Annotated in this window: 21 protein-coding genes; 4 read left to right on the forward strand and 17 right to left on the reverse strand. The window is 56.6% G+C overall.

Translation table 11 applies throughout. The annotated features are described in order from the left end of the window. Window position 1 precedes the first annotated feature (1 nt). Window positions 2-721 carry a class I SAM-dependent methyltransferase gene (locus FYK55_RS26140; protein WP_161604761.1) on the reverse strand — a complete coding sequence of 240 codons (720 nt, stop codon included), beginning with the start codon at window positions 719-721 and terminating at the stop codon, window positions 2-4. A gap of 446 nt (window positions 722-1,167) precedes the next feature. On the opposite strand from FYK55_RS26140, the gene FYK55_RS26145 reads away from it, so the two are divergent. The 4 genes from FYK55_RS26145 to FYK55_RS26160 all read left to right on the forward strand — a co-directional run bounded on the left by FYK55_RS26145 (window position 1,168) and on the right by FYK55_RS26160 (window position 5,055). Then, entirely contained in the window at window positions 1,168-2,124 is a 957-nt protein-coding gene (locus FYK55_RS26145) for a DUF1559 domain-containing protein (RefSeq protein WP_150079612.1), read from the forward strand. An 8-nt stretch (window positions 2,125-2,132) separates the two neighbouring features. Further along, on the forward strand, window positions 2,133-2,519 hold the full coding sequence (locus tag FYK55_RS26150; protein ID WP_150079586.1) for a BlaI/MecI/CopY family transcriptional regulator: 387 nt from the start codon (window positions 2,133-2,135) through the stop codon (window positions 2,517-2,519). Beyond that, entirely contained in the window at window positions 2,519-3,781 is a 1,263-nt protein-coding gene (locus tag FYK55_RS26155; protein WP_150079587.1) for a M56 family metallopeptidase, read from the forward strand. Before FYK55_RS26150 ends, FYK55_RS26155 begins: the two co-directional genes overlap by 1 nt. Window positions 3,782-3,888: 107 nt before the next feature. Further along, window positions 3,889-5,055, forward strand: a complete 1,167-nt coding sequence (locus tag FYK55_RS26160; protein WP_150079588.1) for a metallophosphoesterase — start codon at window positions 3,889-3,891, stop codon at window positions 5,053-5,055. 267 nt (window positions 5,056-5,322) lie between these two features. Here the strand turns inward: FYK55_RS26160 and FYK55_RS26165 are convergent, their stop codons facing one another. From FYK55_RS26165 to FYK55_RS26240, 16 genes are all read right to left on the reverse strand, one after another. Next, window positions 5,323-5,823 (reverse strand): hypothetical protein, encoded by a 501-nt coding sequence (locus FYK55_RS26165; protein WP_150079589.1) that lies wholly within the window; start codon window positions 5,821-5,823, stop codon window positions 5,323-5,325. Window positions 5,824-5,856: 33 nt separating this feature from the next. Further along, window positions 5,857-6,504, reverse strand: coding sequence for a hypothetical protein (locus FYK55_RS26170; RefSeq protein ID WP_150079590.1), 648 nt, complete (start codon window positions 6,502-6,504; stop codon window positions 5,857-5,859). A 52-nt stretch (window positions 6,505-6,556) separates the two neighbouring features. Further along, window positions 6,557-7,057 (reverse strand): GNAT family N-acetyltransferase, encoded by a 501-nt coding sequence (locus tag FYK55_RS26175; protein ID WP_161604762.1) that lies wholly within the window; start codon window positions 7,055-7,057, stop codon window positions 6,557-6,559. A 656-nt stretch (window positions 7,058-7,713) separates the two neighbouring features. Then, entirely contained in the window at window positions 7,714-7,917 is a 204-nt protein-coding gene (locus FYK55_RS26180; RefSeq protein ID WP_150079592.1) for a hypothetical protein, read from the reverse strand. Between the two features lie 2 nt (window positions 7,918-7,919). Beyond that, the gene (locus tag FYK55_RS26185) at window positions 7,920-8,099 is read right to left on the reverse strand and encodes a hypothetical protein (RefSeq protein ID WP_150079593.1); all 180 of its coding nucleotides are present in this window, start codon (window positions 8,097-8,099) and stop codon (window positions 7,920-7,922) included. A gap of 150 nt (window positions 8,100-8,249) precedes the next feature. Next, a complete protein-coding gene (locus FYK55_RS26190; RefSeq protein WP_201743816.1) occupies window positions 8,250-8,585 on the reverse strand; it encodes an ASCH domain-containing protein in 336 nt (111 codons plus the stop codon). Between the two features lie 163 nt (window positions 8,586-8,748). After that, the gene (locus FYK55_RS26195; protein WP_150079595.1) at window positions 8,749-9,057 is read right to left on the reverse strand and encodes a hypothetical protein; all 309 of its coding nucleotides are present in this window, start codon (window positions 9,055-9,057) and stop codon (window positions 8,749-8,751) included. A gap of 1,001 nt (window positions 9,058-10,058) precedes the next feature. Next, a complete protein-coding gene (locus FYK55_RS26200; protein ID WP_150079596.1) occupies window positions 10,059-10,412 on the reverse strand; it encodes a hypothetical protein in 354 nt (117 codons plus the stop codon). A 102-nt stretch (window positions 10,413-10,514) separates the two neighbouring features. Beyond that, entirely contained in the window at window positions 10,515-10,979 is a 465-nt protein-coding gene (locus FYK55_RS26205) for a hypothetical protein (protein WP_150079597.1), read from the reverse strand. Between the two features lie 154 nt (window positions 10,980-11,133). Further along, a complete protein-coding gene (locus FYK55_RS30175) occupies window positions 11,134-11,553 on the reverse strand; it encodes a DUF3750 domain-containing protein (RefSeq protein WP_150079598.1) in 420 nt (139 codons plus the stop codon). A gap of 119 nt (window positions 11,554-11,672) precedes the next feature. Beyond that, entirely contained in the window at window positions 11,673-12,107 is a 435-nt protein-coding gene (locus FYK55_RS26215; protein WP_150079599.1) for a hypothetical protein, read from the reverse strand. A gap of 122 nt (window positions 12,108-12,229) precedes the next feature. Further along, window positions 12,230-13,051, reverse strand: coding sequence for an FKBP-type peptidyl-prolyl cis-trans isomerase (locus FYK55_RS26220; RefSeq protein ID WP_161604763.1), 822 nt, complete (start codon window positions 13,049-13,051; stop codon window positions 12,230-12,232). 194 nt (window positions 13,052-13,245) lie between these two features. Next, window positions 13,246-13,593 (reverse strand): hypothetical protein, encoded by a 348-nt coding sequence (locus FYK55_RS26225; RefSeq protein ID WP_150079601.1) that lies wholly within the window; start codon window positions 13,591-13,593, stop codon window positions 13,246-13,248. A gap of 120 nt (window positions 13,594-13,713) precedes the next feature. Continuing rightward, a complete protein-coding gene (locus FYK55_RS26230) occupies window positions 13,714-14,202 on the reverse strand; it encodes a hypothetical protein (protein ID WP_150079602.1) in 489 nt (162 codons plus the stop codon). Window positions 14,203-14,302: 100 nt separating this feature from the next. Beyond that, window positions 14,303-14,830, reverse strand: a complete 528-nt coding sequence (locus tag FYK55_RS26235; RefSeq protein ID WP_150079603.1) for a hypothetical protein — start codon at window positions 14,828-14,830, stop codon at window positions 14,303-14,305. A gap of 132 nt (window positions 14,831-14,962) precedes the next feature. Next, a partial coding sequence (locus FYK55_RS26240) for a hypothetical protein (RefSeq protein WP_235908993.1) occupies window positions 14,963-15,521 on the reverse strand: 559 nt, incomplete at its 5' end.

The raw sequence follows: 15,521 nt of genomic DNA on the forward strand, positions 1-15,521 counted from the left end.
CTCACGCAGCCTTTCGGAATCGAAACACTTCGTTGGTGGAAACGAACGACAACCCGTGTCGCACCAGCCGCTCGGGTCCAAAATCCTGAGCCCGGTGGACCTCCGCTTCGAAACCCCGACTGCAAAACCGATCAACCACGTCGATCCCGTACAGACGAACATGATCCGTCTGGTAGAAGTGCTCCAAGCGGTCATTCGGATCGGTGATGCTGAAATCTTCGTAAGTCGACTGGCGCCAAATCGGAACCTGTGCGATCACGGTTCCGCCGGGACGCAGCACGCGGGACATCTCCGCGATCGCCGCCGCATCATTCTCCACATGCTCCAACACGTGCGAAATCCAAATCAATGATTGCGACTGATCCGGCAGCTCAAGTGCCGTGATGTCCATTCGCGCCATCGCTTGCGAGTACAAGTCGATACTCAGGTAATTCGTTGCTTTGGATCGTAGGTAGTTTGACAGCTCCTTTTCTGGAGCCACGTGAAGCACGTCCGAATAATCCAGACCGTCCAGTTTCTCGGCGACCATGAACGCCAGTCGATGACGTTCCACGGCCCCGCAGTTGGGACAGCGGCAATCGAATCGCGACTTGTTGGGTGCCCCACCCTTGGAAAAGGCGTATCCGGTCCAATCGCAAATCGGACATTGGCGGTTGGGGTGCAATCGGTCGCGAATTCGGCCGAAGGTTGCCTCGGCGGGTCGACGGAATACTTTCAGCATGGATGACCACCGAGGCATCAGACGGAAGCGGTTGTGAAGGCTTCGTCGCGATCCCTGCCGAATCGCGCGTTGCTTTCAACCCTTGTCGGCGCCTAGCCGGAATTTCTTCAATTCCCCCCGGGCAACCGTCCGAGTCGGCTGCCTCCAACACCCGCACTCTGCCAACAGGTCCACCAGAGATTGCTAGCATCTCCAGCTTCGCACAAACCGTTCACCCCCTGGTTCCAAGGCTCCCGCCTTGGAACCCACTGTCTCCCAGGCTCCGCCTGCACCGCAAGCGAAAGCGAACGGATCGAGCACCACCACCATCAATGAGGACTCGATCAACCGAGCCACACCTTCCTCCGACCCGCCGCGGCGACTCCCCCGCTCCGCTGCTGGGGTTGCCCAGAAACTAACTCTTTCGTAAATTCCGCCCCATCATGGAATCGATCAAGGATGACCTGATGCAACCATTGACTCTCGCGCGACGGCAACGGATGCCCGACTCCGGGCGTGCCGGTCTCACCGTTCTGGAACTCCTGCTGTCGCTCACCATCCTGGGCAGCATTCTGGCGTTGACGCTTCCCGCGATCAGCTCCGCGCGCGAGTCGGCGCGGCGTGTGATCTGTGTCGACCATTTGCGACAGGTCGGGATCGCGCTGCATCATCACCACGAAACGCACCGGCATCTGCCAGCGGGCTGGACGTTCGACGCCAACGACGTCTCCGCCTACGGCTGGGCCGTTCCCCTGCTGCCTTACCTGGAACAGCCCGGTTTGGCCGATCGGATCGATCGCGACGCAACCATTCTTGCTTCGCCGCATGCGTTCGCCCGACAGACCTCGTTGGAAGGAATGCTTTGTCCCTCCGACATCACCGAGCCGACATTCCAGCTGTACGAAGCGGACGAGTGGGAGGAGGACGAACATTTCGGTCGCCAGTCGCGACTCTTGGACAGCGTTGCTCCACCAAAAGCCTTGGTCGAGCTACCGACCGCCAACTATGTCGGTGTTTTCGGAACCATCGAACCGGACGATTCCATCCCGGCCCCCGTTGGCGACGGCTGCTTCTTAGAAAACCATCTCACCCGTTTTCGCGATTTCCAACGCGGGCTCTCGCGGACGTTGGTGGTGGGCGAACGGACCATGGCCCAAGTGCCTTCCACCTGGCTTGGCGTCAGCCTGTCGGGCGAAGATGCCGCGGCCCGCCTGGTCGGATCCACCTTGGAAGGCATCAATAATCCGCTCGCCGACGAATGTGACTTCTCCAGCCGTCACGCGGGCGGAGCCAACTTTCTTTGGGGCGATGGTCACGTCGAATTCATGACCGAACAAATCGATCTTCCCGAGTACCACCGACTGGCGCAGCTTCGTCCCCGACCCTCCCACCGCGCCCCGGCCGCGTCACACACCGCCCCTTAGGTTCCCGCATGCCACGCTCCTCCCGAAAACGAATCGAGTTGACCAGATGCGAGGCAGAAGTCATGGACATCATTTGGGACCGCGATTACGTCACCGTCCAAGATGTCGTCGACTCGCTCTCACGATCGCTGGCCTACACAACCGTTCTGACCACCATGCGGATTCTGGAAGAAAAACAGATCGTGACCCGTGGTGATAAGATCGGCCGTGCGTACACCTACACCGCCCGCGTCAGCCGTCAACAAGTGCGCGAAGGCATGCTGAAGGCGTTGACGGACCAACTCTTTGGCGGTTCGGCACGGTCCCTGGTGCTCAGCCTGATCAATTCCGACGCCGTCTCCGCCGAGGATATCGAAGCCGTTCGAAAAGCAGCTTCCGATTTGGAGAAGTCGTGATGGACGCCTCCAACCTGGCCGAAACAACCCTCTGCATCTGCTTGCAAGTGACGCTACTGGTGGCCGTCACCGTCTGGGCGCAGCAGCGATTGCACCGGGCACGTCACTCGTGTCAGATGTGGACCCTCAGCTTTCTTGGCGTCCTGGCTCTTGTCGCCGCCGGCTTGCTTTTCCCCCATCGCCGCTGGTTCCATTTTCCGACGGCTCTCTCGGACCACGCAACGTTGGCAGTGATCCGATGGCAACAACACGCGGTTTCATGCCTTGCCGCGATCTGGGGAGCCGGCGTGGCAATTCTGGTACTACGCCGAATCGTCCTCTGCCTGCGGCTGTTCCGCTTCCTTCGCGATGACTGCCAAGAGCTGACTCCGGCGCAATTGGCGAACCTGCCACTGCACGCTCCCGCGGCGAAATGGCGAAAAACACGACTTTCTCTTCACCCTTGCTCCGGAAGATTCAAGCGTCCGCAAGGCCAGTGGCAATCCGCTCCTGGCTTTCGCTCGACACACCTTAAGAAGGATTGCGAGGTAAAGCTCAGTGCCGGGCGAATCGGAAACGCTCCAGCGTCCCAGGAGGCAAACATCGCCCAATTGAAAGTGATGGCTTCCGATCAGATTCAAGGACCGTTCTGCTGGCAATTCCATCGACCCGTCATCGTTTTGCCAAGCTACCTGCTGGACGGGGATCGCAACGCCTTGCGGTACATCCTTCGGCACGAGTTGGAACACCTACGAACCGAACACCCGCTTCAGCAGTTCTTGCAGACGATCTGCGGAATGTTGTTCTGGTTCCACCCGGCAATGTGGATCGCCGCCCGGCACGCTCGGCTGGCCAGAGAATTTGCCTGTGATGAAGCCGCGGTGACGGCTGGCCGCGTTTCCGAATACCTGCGGACCATGGCGACGGTCGCTCAACGATGCGTCTCGGCACGGACCGGCCAAATCCACTCGGGCACCCTCTCGTTCGGTCCCCGACGAAGCGAGCTCATCCACCGCAGCGAACGACTGGTCAGGTTGCAACGCCTCGGCCGCTCCTCCCGTCCTGGCAGACGTCCGCTGATGGTCGCAATCTTGCTGTTGACCCTGTTGGCGGCCAGCCAGCTTTGGCTACCGGTCAACGCCATCGCATCGTCACGCAGCAACTGGTCTCCCTGGCCGGCATGGACGGCCAACGTCTTGCACGACTTTGGCTATCAAGTGCGAGACTTTGAACCGTTCACCGAGCGGTCCAATCTGCACGAATTGATCCACCCGGACCATTGATCCGGAAACTGCGGTGCAACTCGCCTCCGAACCTCCACCCTTCCAGACGCAACTACTAAGACTTTCGTAAAACAGTCACCTCCGACACGACGTCGGTGCAAAGATCGATGATGAAAAGAATTGTTCGATTCGTCGTGATGCTGGCCTCTCTGGCGCTGCTCTACACGGGCTACCGCGTGGCTGCCCACAACGGCTGGATCATCGTCACGCGGGGCCAACGCAGCTTCGATCTCGGTACCGAACCCGCCTTCCGCCTGAACGATGGCCGATTGAGCATCCTGGTCGTTGGGGATACCGGAGAACAGTCACGAAACCGCCAGCAGGTCGCCGCAGCGATGGCTGCACACGCCGGCTGGTCGTCCCCGAACGCCGCCTTCCTGCTCGGTGACAATTTCTATGAGCAGGGCGTGGCCTCGGTGGACGACGCCCGTTTCGACCAGGACTTCGAGCAGCTGTTTCCCGCGGACTGTTTCCGTTGTCCGTTCTACGTCTGTCTTGGCAATCACGATTACCAGGGCAACGTCCAGGCGCAGGTCGACTACACCCAGCACAGCGAGCGTTGGAAGATGCCCGAACGCTACTATCGAACGAGGCTAAGCTCCGCTGACGTGACGGTTGACGTGTTTGTCGTGGATACCGTTGCGATTCACCTCAATCACGCGTCAACCGGGCAGCAACTACGATGGCTGGAAGAGAACCTCCTGGGAAGCGAAGCAGACTGGCAATTTGTCTTGGGGCATCACCCAATCTTGACCGGCGGAAAACACGAACCGTCGCCGCAAGTGGCCCGACTGCTTGCTCCGATCTTCCGCCAATGCGGCGTCGACCTGTATCTCTCGGGGCACGATCACGATCTGCAATTGAGCGACTCCGGCGACGGCTGGTGGCAAGTCGTCAGCGGTGCAGGCAGCAAACTTCGCAGCACTTCCTGGATTGAGCAAACCGTCTTCGCCCGCGCGGCCCCCGGATTCTGTTGGCTGTTGATCGAGCCAGCCCGACTGCACGTCTCGTTCTACTCCCCGAACGATCGCCTGTTCTCAACTTCGATCTTGCGCAGTCCTTCCAACGCCTCGTCCCCCGACTCCCGCCTGGGAACGCACTGCAGGGCTGGCTCTGCCAGCGGGCGCCGCATTGCAAGTCTTCCCCTTCGAATAGCGCCACCAAGCCCGACGCGACAAGACTTCCCGCCTCGTTCCCAGGCTCCCGCCTGGGAACGCACTGCATCGCTGGCTCTGCCAGCCAACGCCGCGTTGCAAGCCTCCCCCTTCGAATAACGCCACCAAGCCCGACGACACAAGACTTCCCGCCTCGTTCCCAGGCTCCCGCCTGGGAACGCACTGCATCGCTGGCTCTGCCAGCCAACTCCACATTGCAAGTCTCCCCCCTTCGAATTACGCCACCAAGCCCGACGCCACAAGACTTCCCGCCTCGTTCCCAGGCTCCCGCCTGGGAACGCACTGCATCGCTGGCTCTGCCAGCCAACGCCACATTGCAACTCCCCCCCTTCGAATAACGCCACCAAGCCCGACGACACAAGACTTTCAACTCGAATGACCCGCGACGCCGGAGTCTCGGTCATCTCGATCGCTCAAAAAGAATTCGACACAGTCTTTGCGAAATCGGACGTACCCCAGCCCAATCGTCCCCAGGCAAAAGCAGACGATCCAAATCGGATGGGTCCCGGCATCAAGCATCCTCCGCGAGTCCAAAAGTGGATCCTTGGACGGCCAGGAAAGTGCCAGGTAGCTTCCGTTTGCGATCAAACAGAAATCCGCAATCAGCCAGCACCAGTCACGGCGGATCAACCAACACGCCAACCACGGGATCGCCACGCCAAGTAAAGGTCCCGACCACAACGTCAACAGCGGATACGGATCCGGTTGGTGCACCGAATAAGGCAATCGCCAAGGAGCCAGATCAAAGGCTTGTAGCCTTGCGCCCCCAAGCCAGCCGCCGATCAGATGCCCCACCTCATGAGTGATTGCCATCACGCACCAGGCAACAAGCATCAGGGCCGCAAACTGGACACCACGATGATTCAACGCTCGCTTCAAGCTGTGTCCCCGAGACCTGAATCATGTACCGTCATCGGAAATCGCGACCCGTTGATCGACATCCAGCCAAGTTCGCATCGACGGAATGGCTTCCGAACCAAGAAACTCTGGCCCGAAACGTCGATACAGTTCCACCCGCTTGCAGAGTGCGACGCGCTCCGCTAGCGGACACAATTCAATCATCAACTCGAGGTTTCTGTCGCCTGGACGAAAGCCCATGCTGGAATTCAAAAGACATTCGTTCTCCGCGAGGTAGTCACCAAACATGGCCCACCACCAACTTTCGATCTGGTCATCCCTGTCCGGCAGCGTCAAGGGCTTTGGGGGCGGCGGCATCGTCTCCACCGGAAGCCAAGGCCTTCGTGACGCCGCGAGGTACCGGTCGCGAAGCTGGGCATGGTGCATCGATCGTTGCCAATAGGGAACCGACTTGCTTACCGTCTCGCGATCGAATCGGATCAACGCCCGATACTTCCATTCCCATTTCTCATCGACGGGACGCTGGATCGCTGCGGCACGATAGCCACAGTCCAAAGCCTCCAGGTGATGTCCTCCAGCCATTTCCCGCAAGACCACGCCCCGATGCCAGATCCCCAACAGAATCGCAATCAACGTGACCGCAGCGATTAAGAACCGCAATGAAAACGTGCGCCACTTTGGACCGACCATTTCATCTCCCCGGATCGTGAATGACTAGGCTTCGACATCACCGCTTAGCGACTCAGGCAAACAACGCCATGCAAATATCGTCCGCATACGCGTTGCTTAATTTTAGCCGCCGGCGAAGCACTCCTTCGATGACAAAGCCATGAGACTGATAAAACGCCAGGGCGCGTCGATTCGTCGACCGGACTCGCAATTCGATCTTCTCAATTTCAGATTGCTCGCGAAACCACGCAAGCGCGTTTTGCATCAATGCGGTTCCGTACCCGCGGCCGGTGTGCTTGGGGTGAACCACAATGGTCAAGCTGACCACGTGACCGGCCGCCGCCAGTGGCAGTGGATCCAGCAGCAAGTGACCGACCGGCTGACCATCCAACTCGATCACGATGTACAGGCCCCTTTCAGAAAGTGCTTTGATTTTCGTTTGATAGGCCTCAACAGGGATCTCACCCGGCCGCGCGACAAGCAAGCCTTCCTGACCAGCCGCAGTCTCCGATTCCGCTTCGGCAAGGCATGACGCATCCTCGACTCTGGCGCGGCGTATCCTGACGTCATTCAAGTTACTGTTCCCTCGCGATGACAGCCCGGAACGATCGATCGTCATCCGGCTGCTGCCGACGACGAGCTTTGACTGGCTCGACGCCACATGATTGCCACAAGCCAGAATAGAAAACACGCCGTTCGAAACTCCAACGGCCCGGAATGAACTTCAATCTTAGCTCGGCGCGTGAATGGATGGACCGGCGAGATGGACACGATGCCTCTCCCAGCCTCCTCCACCGAAAAACTGCGTCCGAATGCCGACTTCGCGCTCAAACACAACGTCCGACCTGCCGAATGGACGTCGAAAGAACGCGTGAATGCGTTGCTTTTCTGAGCGGTTGCGATGCTTGCGTCGTCAGCTTCCAGAATCCACCTTCCGCTAAAAACGCCGTCTTTTTGGACGTCGTATCGGATTCCGTCGGCCATGATCGTTCCCTGTTCATTGAACCAATTGAACTCCAACTTCCCCCGGTGCCCCTCTCCCGATAGCCGAAAGTTCCATGAACAGATTCCATCTGGATTGCAATGGATCACCACACGCCCTCCTGCTCACCGTATTTAACAAAGACGGACCTCACCACCAGCAACGTTCCGTGACCACAACTTCTCCTCAGCTTGAATAACGTAAATCGACCTCAGCGTCGCTCCCGCCCCAAAAAGTGTACACATTCTTCAGAGCAACAGTGCCAGGCTGATGATCACCGCGTACCCGAGGAAGCCAAACAGCCCGGCGACGAATGTCGCGCCGGGATCTCGCCAAAGGTCATCCGCGATACTTGCGAACAGAATACAGACGAATGCCAACAACGCGATCATTCCCACGAACGCGAAAGACTGTGCCAGTTCGCTGAACTCACTTGCGGCGGTCGCAATCACACCTAGCTTGTCAAAAGGCTGGTCAAACCGGTGATCATCGCAATCGCCCCGATGAACGATGCCACGAACAGTAGCATCAATAGCATCTCATTCCCGGCGTGCTTGCCATCACCGGCCTCCGATCCTCGCTGAGAATCGGATTCAAGGGTTTCCGGCGGTGCATACGGATTCGTCTCAGTCATTGTCTCAAATTCAAAGAATCAGTGGTATCGCTGCGGTTCTTTGGGTCTCCGCACGGCGAACCCTCGCCGTCATCCTGTTCCCCCAACCACCATATCATGAACGGACGCGTTCACGAACCTGATTGGTTGCCGCCTCCGCCGGCATCTGCGTCATCCGAAATCGACGAGAATGCGAAACCGTTCGCACACCAGCTGCATCGCAGGATCAAATCCGCCGTTGCGTTGAAAAAACGCTTGATGCGACGTGCGCCACTCGTCCAAAGTCGCGTTCTCGCCCTCCGACAAAGCAAAATCTTCGCTCACTTCGGAAAACCGATGCACGGACACGTCGGTAATTTCAATTGCCAGCGCCGGAGTTCCATCCCAGTTCAGAGCAATGTCGACGCGACCGACCTGCGGCATCGGATCCCGCTGATACTCACGCAAGGCGGAACAGGTACCGGTTTTTTTCCCCTGTCGAACCAGAGCAATCAACGATTGGCACATTTCTTCGCTGTCACCAAACCTGAATGACTCACCTGCAGGAAATGACGATCGCAAGGTTTCGAGATCCACGAAACGATTCATCCGTCAACAGCTCCGGGTGCTATCACAACTGATGTCGTTGAGGATTGATGCAACGGCTCGCAAATGATTTCGAACGTTCCTTTCACTCCGCCGACGGATCCGATCCGTCTAGGTGCTCCTCGCCGCTTCGCCGGTCAGGGCTTTCCCCCAATACTGCGTAGCGAAAAAAGTCCAGCAGCCCCGCAAAACGGTAGCCTGGGTCAACGTAATGTTCGATCACGTAGAACGCAAAATAGTACGCCCGGCAGAAGGCCCAAATCGACAGGACGAAAAGTGAAATCGACCGAAGATCGGGCAGTTCAGCCATCAACAACCCTGCGGACAGTATCCCCAGGAGAGCAAAGAGCCCGCCTTTCAACCAGATCAACCGATGGTCCTTTAGATTCGCCATCTCAGATTCCTACATGGACATTCGATCGTCGACAAACGGACGGGCCGTCGGCCCGGACTGATGTCGATCGCTTCAATCTCCCCAGCCCTGCCCAACGGGCCATCCGCGCCATCATCATTGCTTTCGCAATTCAGCAACACCCCGGTCATTTGCCCGATCCCCTGGGTCGTCAACCATTCCACCAAAGGGGCAACGCCCCTCCATTTGCCCAGCCCGGTCCAACGGGCCGGGGACCAGACCAACAGTGTGAACGGTAGGGCCAACGGCCCGGCCTTTTGCTCCCTGCACCAACAATCGCATCAGAACGAATGTCAGCTCATGCGTCTTCCAAATTGAACGCACAATTCGAACAACCAGCCTCCGTGAACTCCGTGTCCTCGGTGGCTAGATCCTTCCGGTCGATTTCGCGATGCCGCCGTAAGCCACGTCGATCGTGACTTCGAGCGATTGCGTACGAGCCTCGACGAACAGGCAAAACAGAGTCTGCCTTAATCATCGAAGATGCACCACTTCACGAACCAGATAATTGCGGGAGCCGCCAGAATCACCACGATCTTGATCAGGAACATCTTGCTTCCTCAAAAAAGGATGGACCACCAAACGAAAATGCGACCAGCCGAACAAAACAGCGGCCTATCAATAAAACGACAACAGTTAGCTGGGCAGCATCACTTTGAGTAAGCCGCGTGGCGCTCGCCGCGGGTCTTCTCGCCTCAACCGGCAGCGAACACACCTCGCCGATCACTGCACCCCAAATCACGGTGTTTTCGATTGCAAGTAACGCGGTTCAAATTCGACATCCGTCCGGAGATCAGCAATATAGCAGAGCGTGTTGATTCACGATCGTCGCCTTTCACTCCGTGAAAGTTGCGTGCACTCCGTTGGCTTTTGCGATGCAGACGGCGCCGCTGCAGAACGTCCGAGCAGGTAATCCATGACTCGAAACTGCAAAGCCCCTGCGCCGTCCACTCGGCTACGGTTCCCCGATGGACCGCGCATGATCAGTCCGGTTTCTGTCTTGGCGGCAGAATTTGAATGTACGAAATACGCTCGAGCGCAACATACGCGACCGTGCCAGGATACGGCACATTGATTTCATTGTAGACGTTTGTCGTGACGCCGCTAACAAATCGCTTTCCGCCAACATCGGTGATGCGAGGTTTCATCAAAACGGTTTGCTCAATGCCGTCGGATCCCCCGAGATCAAAAGTCACCAAACAGGTCGCGTCGCCGAAATCATGCAGATTGACATGCCCGGGTGGATCGCCATCGCCAGCCGTCGAGAAGCGGTAGCTCGCAAAGAAAGCGATCGCGAATGCAACGGACGCCAAGAGAACTACGGATAGATTTTTCATTTCATGATCGCAGATGTGTAAAACCGGAAGTCCAAAGGGTCAAGAAAGCTGCGCGTACAGCCGTCACCGAGTACGAGCGAACGCCCAACCAATCCGAAGCCGTCAACTCCCGTTCTTCGGTGCATCGCGCGGTTCTCTGTGTTCATTTTCATACCCACCATTGGTGCCAGTCCGAAGTAACGCAAGCAACTCTCCGATAGAAGCGTACAGACAAGCCTCGAAAATCCGATCTGATCGCAGGCATCTGACTGCACGCACCAGAATCAACTGAAGGCTCCAAGCCAGAATTAAGATGACGGTGACCAACAGGGCAGCCATAGGTTGCCGAGTCAATTCAAAACCATCCCATGCGACCGCATCCAACGCAAACGCGAGAATGGTGGGTAACGCCATCGCACCCGTACGCGGCGAAATGAAGAATGTGCTGGCTTTGTAAAATAATGGGAGGGCAATGACGACCGAGAGAAAAGCCGCAAGCAATACATCGTGATGCACGGCTATTCCGATGGCGCAGGAAATTGCCACGAGAATCGTAACAACCAGTAACGAGCGAATGCTGACTTTCATTTCAAAATGCGTCGCCGACGTTTTTACGAATTTGAATTCGTTTTGTACAGAATACCGGATTTTGCACGGACACATCGGTAGCGTTAGGCGGGGCCACGCGCGCGATCCTCCACTTCAATAACCACGATTCCGCGACTCGTCGTGCGTCCGACGGTTATCGGATTTGTCTTCCGGCAAACCTTGCGTACCATGCTCCCGGTGCTCGAGTTGTCAATCGAGAGACGTCCCCAAGAGCCCATTCCACAAAGGTGTTGCTATTCGGACCTGGAAAGAAGCGATAGACGTTGAGCCACGGATAGGCAGTGGGTGAATTCTCAACTCGATGCTGGATGTCTCGCGCGTCCCCGTCCACCCACGTTCTGACATGTCGACTCGGCCCGTATCCAACATTTGCCTTTGGCGGCAACAGGTTGCGGTGAAGGTACCCCCAAGAAGTATCAACGACATGTTGTTTCTGCCATACCTCCCAACGGTTGATCCCCCGGTCAGACACAATCACGATCCAGTGATGGTCTGCAAATCTGCCAAGGATGGGGATTGGCGCTGCCCAAAGTTCAACTGTCAATTGACGCATCTGATCGTGAAGACATTCTTCCGATAACGACAGAAATCACAGGGGACGGGCGATAGACGCGAAAGCAGAGCGGAAACCCCGAGTCCCGTCTTCCAGTGACTTCGGTGCATTGTCATTTGTCATCCGCCGGACTTCGCGAGGTCGTAGTGACCTGAAAAAGTTCGGTAGTACTCGGTCGGGTCAAACGTGTAAATCCGATCTCGGTACCGATCGTCGACGATCAACTCGTCATCGTAGTCGGTCTGCATCCCGAAGTCACGCCAGACGATGCCTTCGTAAGTTCGGTCAATGTTGCAGGACAGGACGCCGCATCCGTAGTCCGCGCATTCCGCACAAACGAACAACGGGGCGCGATTGCCGGAAAGGTCGCCGTCCGCCGCGCGTAGCAGCATCGACAGGAAGTGAAGTTCGGTCACGCTGCCAAGCCATCCGATCGGAGGAATGAAGTCCCCGACATCGAGAACATCGGCTAGGCGGCGATCGTCGACGTAGTAGTCCCAGTATGAACATCGATTTCGCTCGCGTGTCGCAGATCGAAGTTGCAGCGAGTTCATACGCGGTTTACATCAGTCGGATAACAGTATGGATCAAAGAGTCGCCGCGAACGAGGCGACCTCGAGAGAGATCAACGCGGCGATTCTAATGCATTTCATTGTTTTGCCGCGACTTCGGAGCATCATTTGACTTCTAGCAAGTCAATTTCGATAGCGAGCACCGTCTGTGGTTGCACGCCCCCAAGGTCTTTGCTCATCTTGGGCGCAACTTCGTTGCGAATCATCACTCGCCGTTTGCCTCCCTCCTTCATTCCTCGGACAGCCGTTTCCATCCCGCGCCCCACTTGTCGGCGGCCGAGTGTGAAGTCTAGCGAGCGGTTTCTTTCGACGCCCACAAATTCTGTGGCAAAGTAGTTGTCCACGTAGATCGTGTATGCGATGGTCACCCGGCTGTCGGCGTCCACCGGAGCGCCGGCACCTTCGACAACGTCGGCGAAATAGTTGACGTAGCTGGTATCGGGAACATGTTGTTGCTCCATCGCCACCGGCATGTCCGCATCATCGTCTGGGCCAAAATGCATGTTGCCGCTGCGAATCAGCTTGGCTTCCTCGAGCGAAAAGGACGTCGCAACGCTGCCGTTGTCGACGACAACCTTGACCGGCGGACCATCGACCGGCGCGCGACAGCGATAAACTTGAAAGCCACCCTCGATTTCGTTCCTGTAATCGAAGATACAAAAGCCGCGATCGCGGCCGTGGACGTTGACTTGAACCGAGCCCAGTCCCCAACCAAAGCCGGCCTGTCCGCGCACGCATGTGTTGGGGTCAAATTCCAGGCTTGATCCATCAACATCGATTAAGGTTGCTTTGCCGCCGATCTTCTCTTGGTCACGAAATGCCTCGACTGGCGTTTTCGGCGACGCGGAAGCCGAATCCGAACCAATCGGATCATCGCAGCCAACGAGCGTGACCCAAGCCGCGGTGACGATGATTCGTCTAATCAAGTCAGTCTTCTCCGCAAATAAGGAGGCGAAAGTCGGGCGATTACGCGGTCCGCACGTAAGATCCTCAACTTCAAAACCGCCCGGATCACGTACTCCGGTACACGCGATGATTATCCGCCGCTTCTTTTCGTTCATTGTCATCTGCGTAGGCCAACGCCGATCGGACCGACGATCAACACGGCTACCCGGAGATGTTATTCCTTCAGCAAGCGACGTTTAGCAATGTCATTGACAGTAACGCCGGGGCCGATCGAATCGATGTAAGTTCGTTCAAAAGGAACCTCAAACACAGGCCCGAACAGCCAGACGAAATAGCACTCGGTCGTGATAGTCTGGGTGGGACTCTTCATTGCAAGCTTAGCCTTTGAGAATAGGAGCGGGGCTTCATACATTGGTCGGCCTCCGTTGCCCTTTTGCTCGAGCCAGACTTTCACTTGATCGGTTCCATACGTGCGTGTTAGAGACCCGCAGGCAAAAAACAGACCAACGAAGACCGGCAAGATCATCAGCACCCGCAGCGAAAATTGAGGCCGTAATTTCATTTGTTGGTTTCCAACACGGAGGCTTCACGTCATTCGAATAACGCTACAAATCACCGAGTCGCGGCGGACGACCTGACCACAGAAACAACCCCAAATCGGCGACTGCAGTGCATCTGATTGCTATGCGACAGCATCAACACGGCCATACACGAGAACGATGCGATCAAGGTAAAGTTCGTCCGTCACAACTGAGAGTTGCCGTACAAGAGAGTCGTTGATCAGTCGAATCGTATCGCACACCTTGGTGTCGCCATCACCGTACCGCAAAGCAATTCCAACTGGATAAGGCAATGAATATTCCGGCACACCGTCCGGAATGAGGGACCCCACTCGACCATCAAACAAGACCCTGCCCGACATAGGTCGGTAATCATTCACCTGGATCCCCTCCGTGTCGAACATGAGCTGACAGAAATCCGCTCCCCGTTCCGAAAAAGCCCCGTCGCGCAAGTTTAGTTGTAAACCTGTCGACTCGTTGAAATCATCAATCGAGATGTCATCTGATCCGCAAAGCCACGATCGAATCTCGGAGTCGTCTCCGTCTGACTCAGTTTCACCATTCCAATGCAAGTATTGACACAACTCCCACGATCCATTCATGTTAGACATACTCCGCTCGTCATCGATTCGTTCGCATCGAGTCGAGGATCAGTAGCTGGTGAAGCTGACATTGATCTCGAAAAACCGCACTACCGCCGTCCGGTTCATGTCATGGTTGCCCGCCGTCAGATGTGTCAGCCGGCGATCCATCTTTGGGCTCAGGTAGAATGTTGACACCATTGAAGTCACTCAGCTTCAGATCAAATCGGTCAGGTAGGCCCATGGGCTCTCCGTCAGGACCAACTTCACGAGCAAGAATGACGATCGATACATCAGCCCTCTTGACGACATCTTTGTCCGATTCCTCAGGAGGAGTAAATGATGGCGTCCGGATCTTGACGGGTAGAACAGTGTCTGGTTTGTCCACGGACCAGTCGAATGTGTGAAGCGGAACATGTCCAGTCTTGTTCTTGCGTTTCAACAGCACCTGGCTGCGAACGGTGAACACTCTTGGCGAATCAAAATGCAGCCGGAAGATGTAGTCATTCCATCCCCCCATCGCGCTGCCCATCCCCAGTGTTAACCTCCCCGGATTCTCTTCCGCCCATTCAGGTGTCAGCTCTGCGTACTCGGCCGATGAGAAGGAAGCTGATATCAGAGCAATAAGAATCGCCACCAAAAGTCGATTGATCTTCATCTCGTTCCGTCAATTCGGGTCACGGGTGCGATCAGCGGCCGGAGGGAGTTTGATGACGAATCGCGAAACCTCTCCACCGCCGCTCCGTTGCATCGCATGGTGCGTCGGACTGGCGCATCCACCGAAGCTAAGTCAATTCCTGCTCTGCGAAGCACTTGGGGCTCGCAGGCTGTAGGCGTACTCCGGAAAGAAGGGATCCCCCTGACTGAAGCGGCGATGCAATAGTTTATCCGGATCAACAATCGTTGTGTTTTTCACCCCAAGTTGATTGAGTGCCGTGGTTAGGGCGCGAGTCGTCTCGAACGGAAAACCGCTCCCGGGAGCAAGCGTTAAATCCGTGCCGTCAATCCTCATCACGACAAATGAGGCGGACGAGAATTCCAAAGAGATATCCTGATGGGCGACCAAACGCCCGACATCGATCTTCTGATCAGAGAGCGTTTCGGCGATCGCGTCGATGACTTTAAAGTCGATACCGCTAGGAACCTGAATCTCGACACTCGATTCCTGATGTCCGTTGGCCGGCGAGTGGCGAAGGGTGATCCAAATGGGGCTTGATGAACGTTGCAACTGTTCAGCGAAGATATTCGCGTCCCCGAGTAGCGTGGCGAACAAGCAACCAGCAAGACAAATAATTCTCAAAGACATAGCGAAGGCCTCCATCAAGAGAGAAAAGTTGAGATTGTGTACC

It is taken from the genome of Roseiconus nitratireducens (genome assembly GCF_008629675.1).
In the GTDB taxonomy this organism is placed as follows: Bacteria; Planctomycetota; Planctomycetia; order Pirellulales; family Pirellulaceae; genus Stieleria; species Stieleria nitratireducens.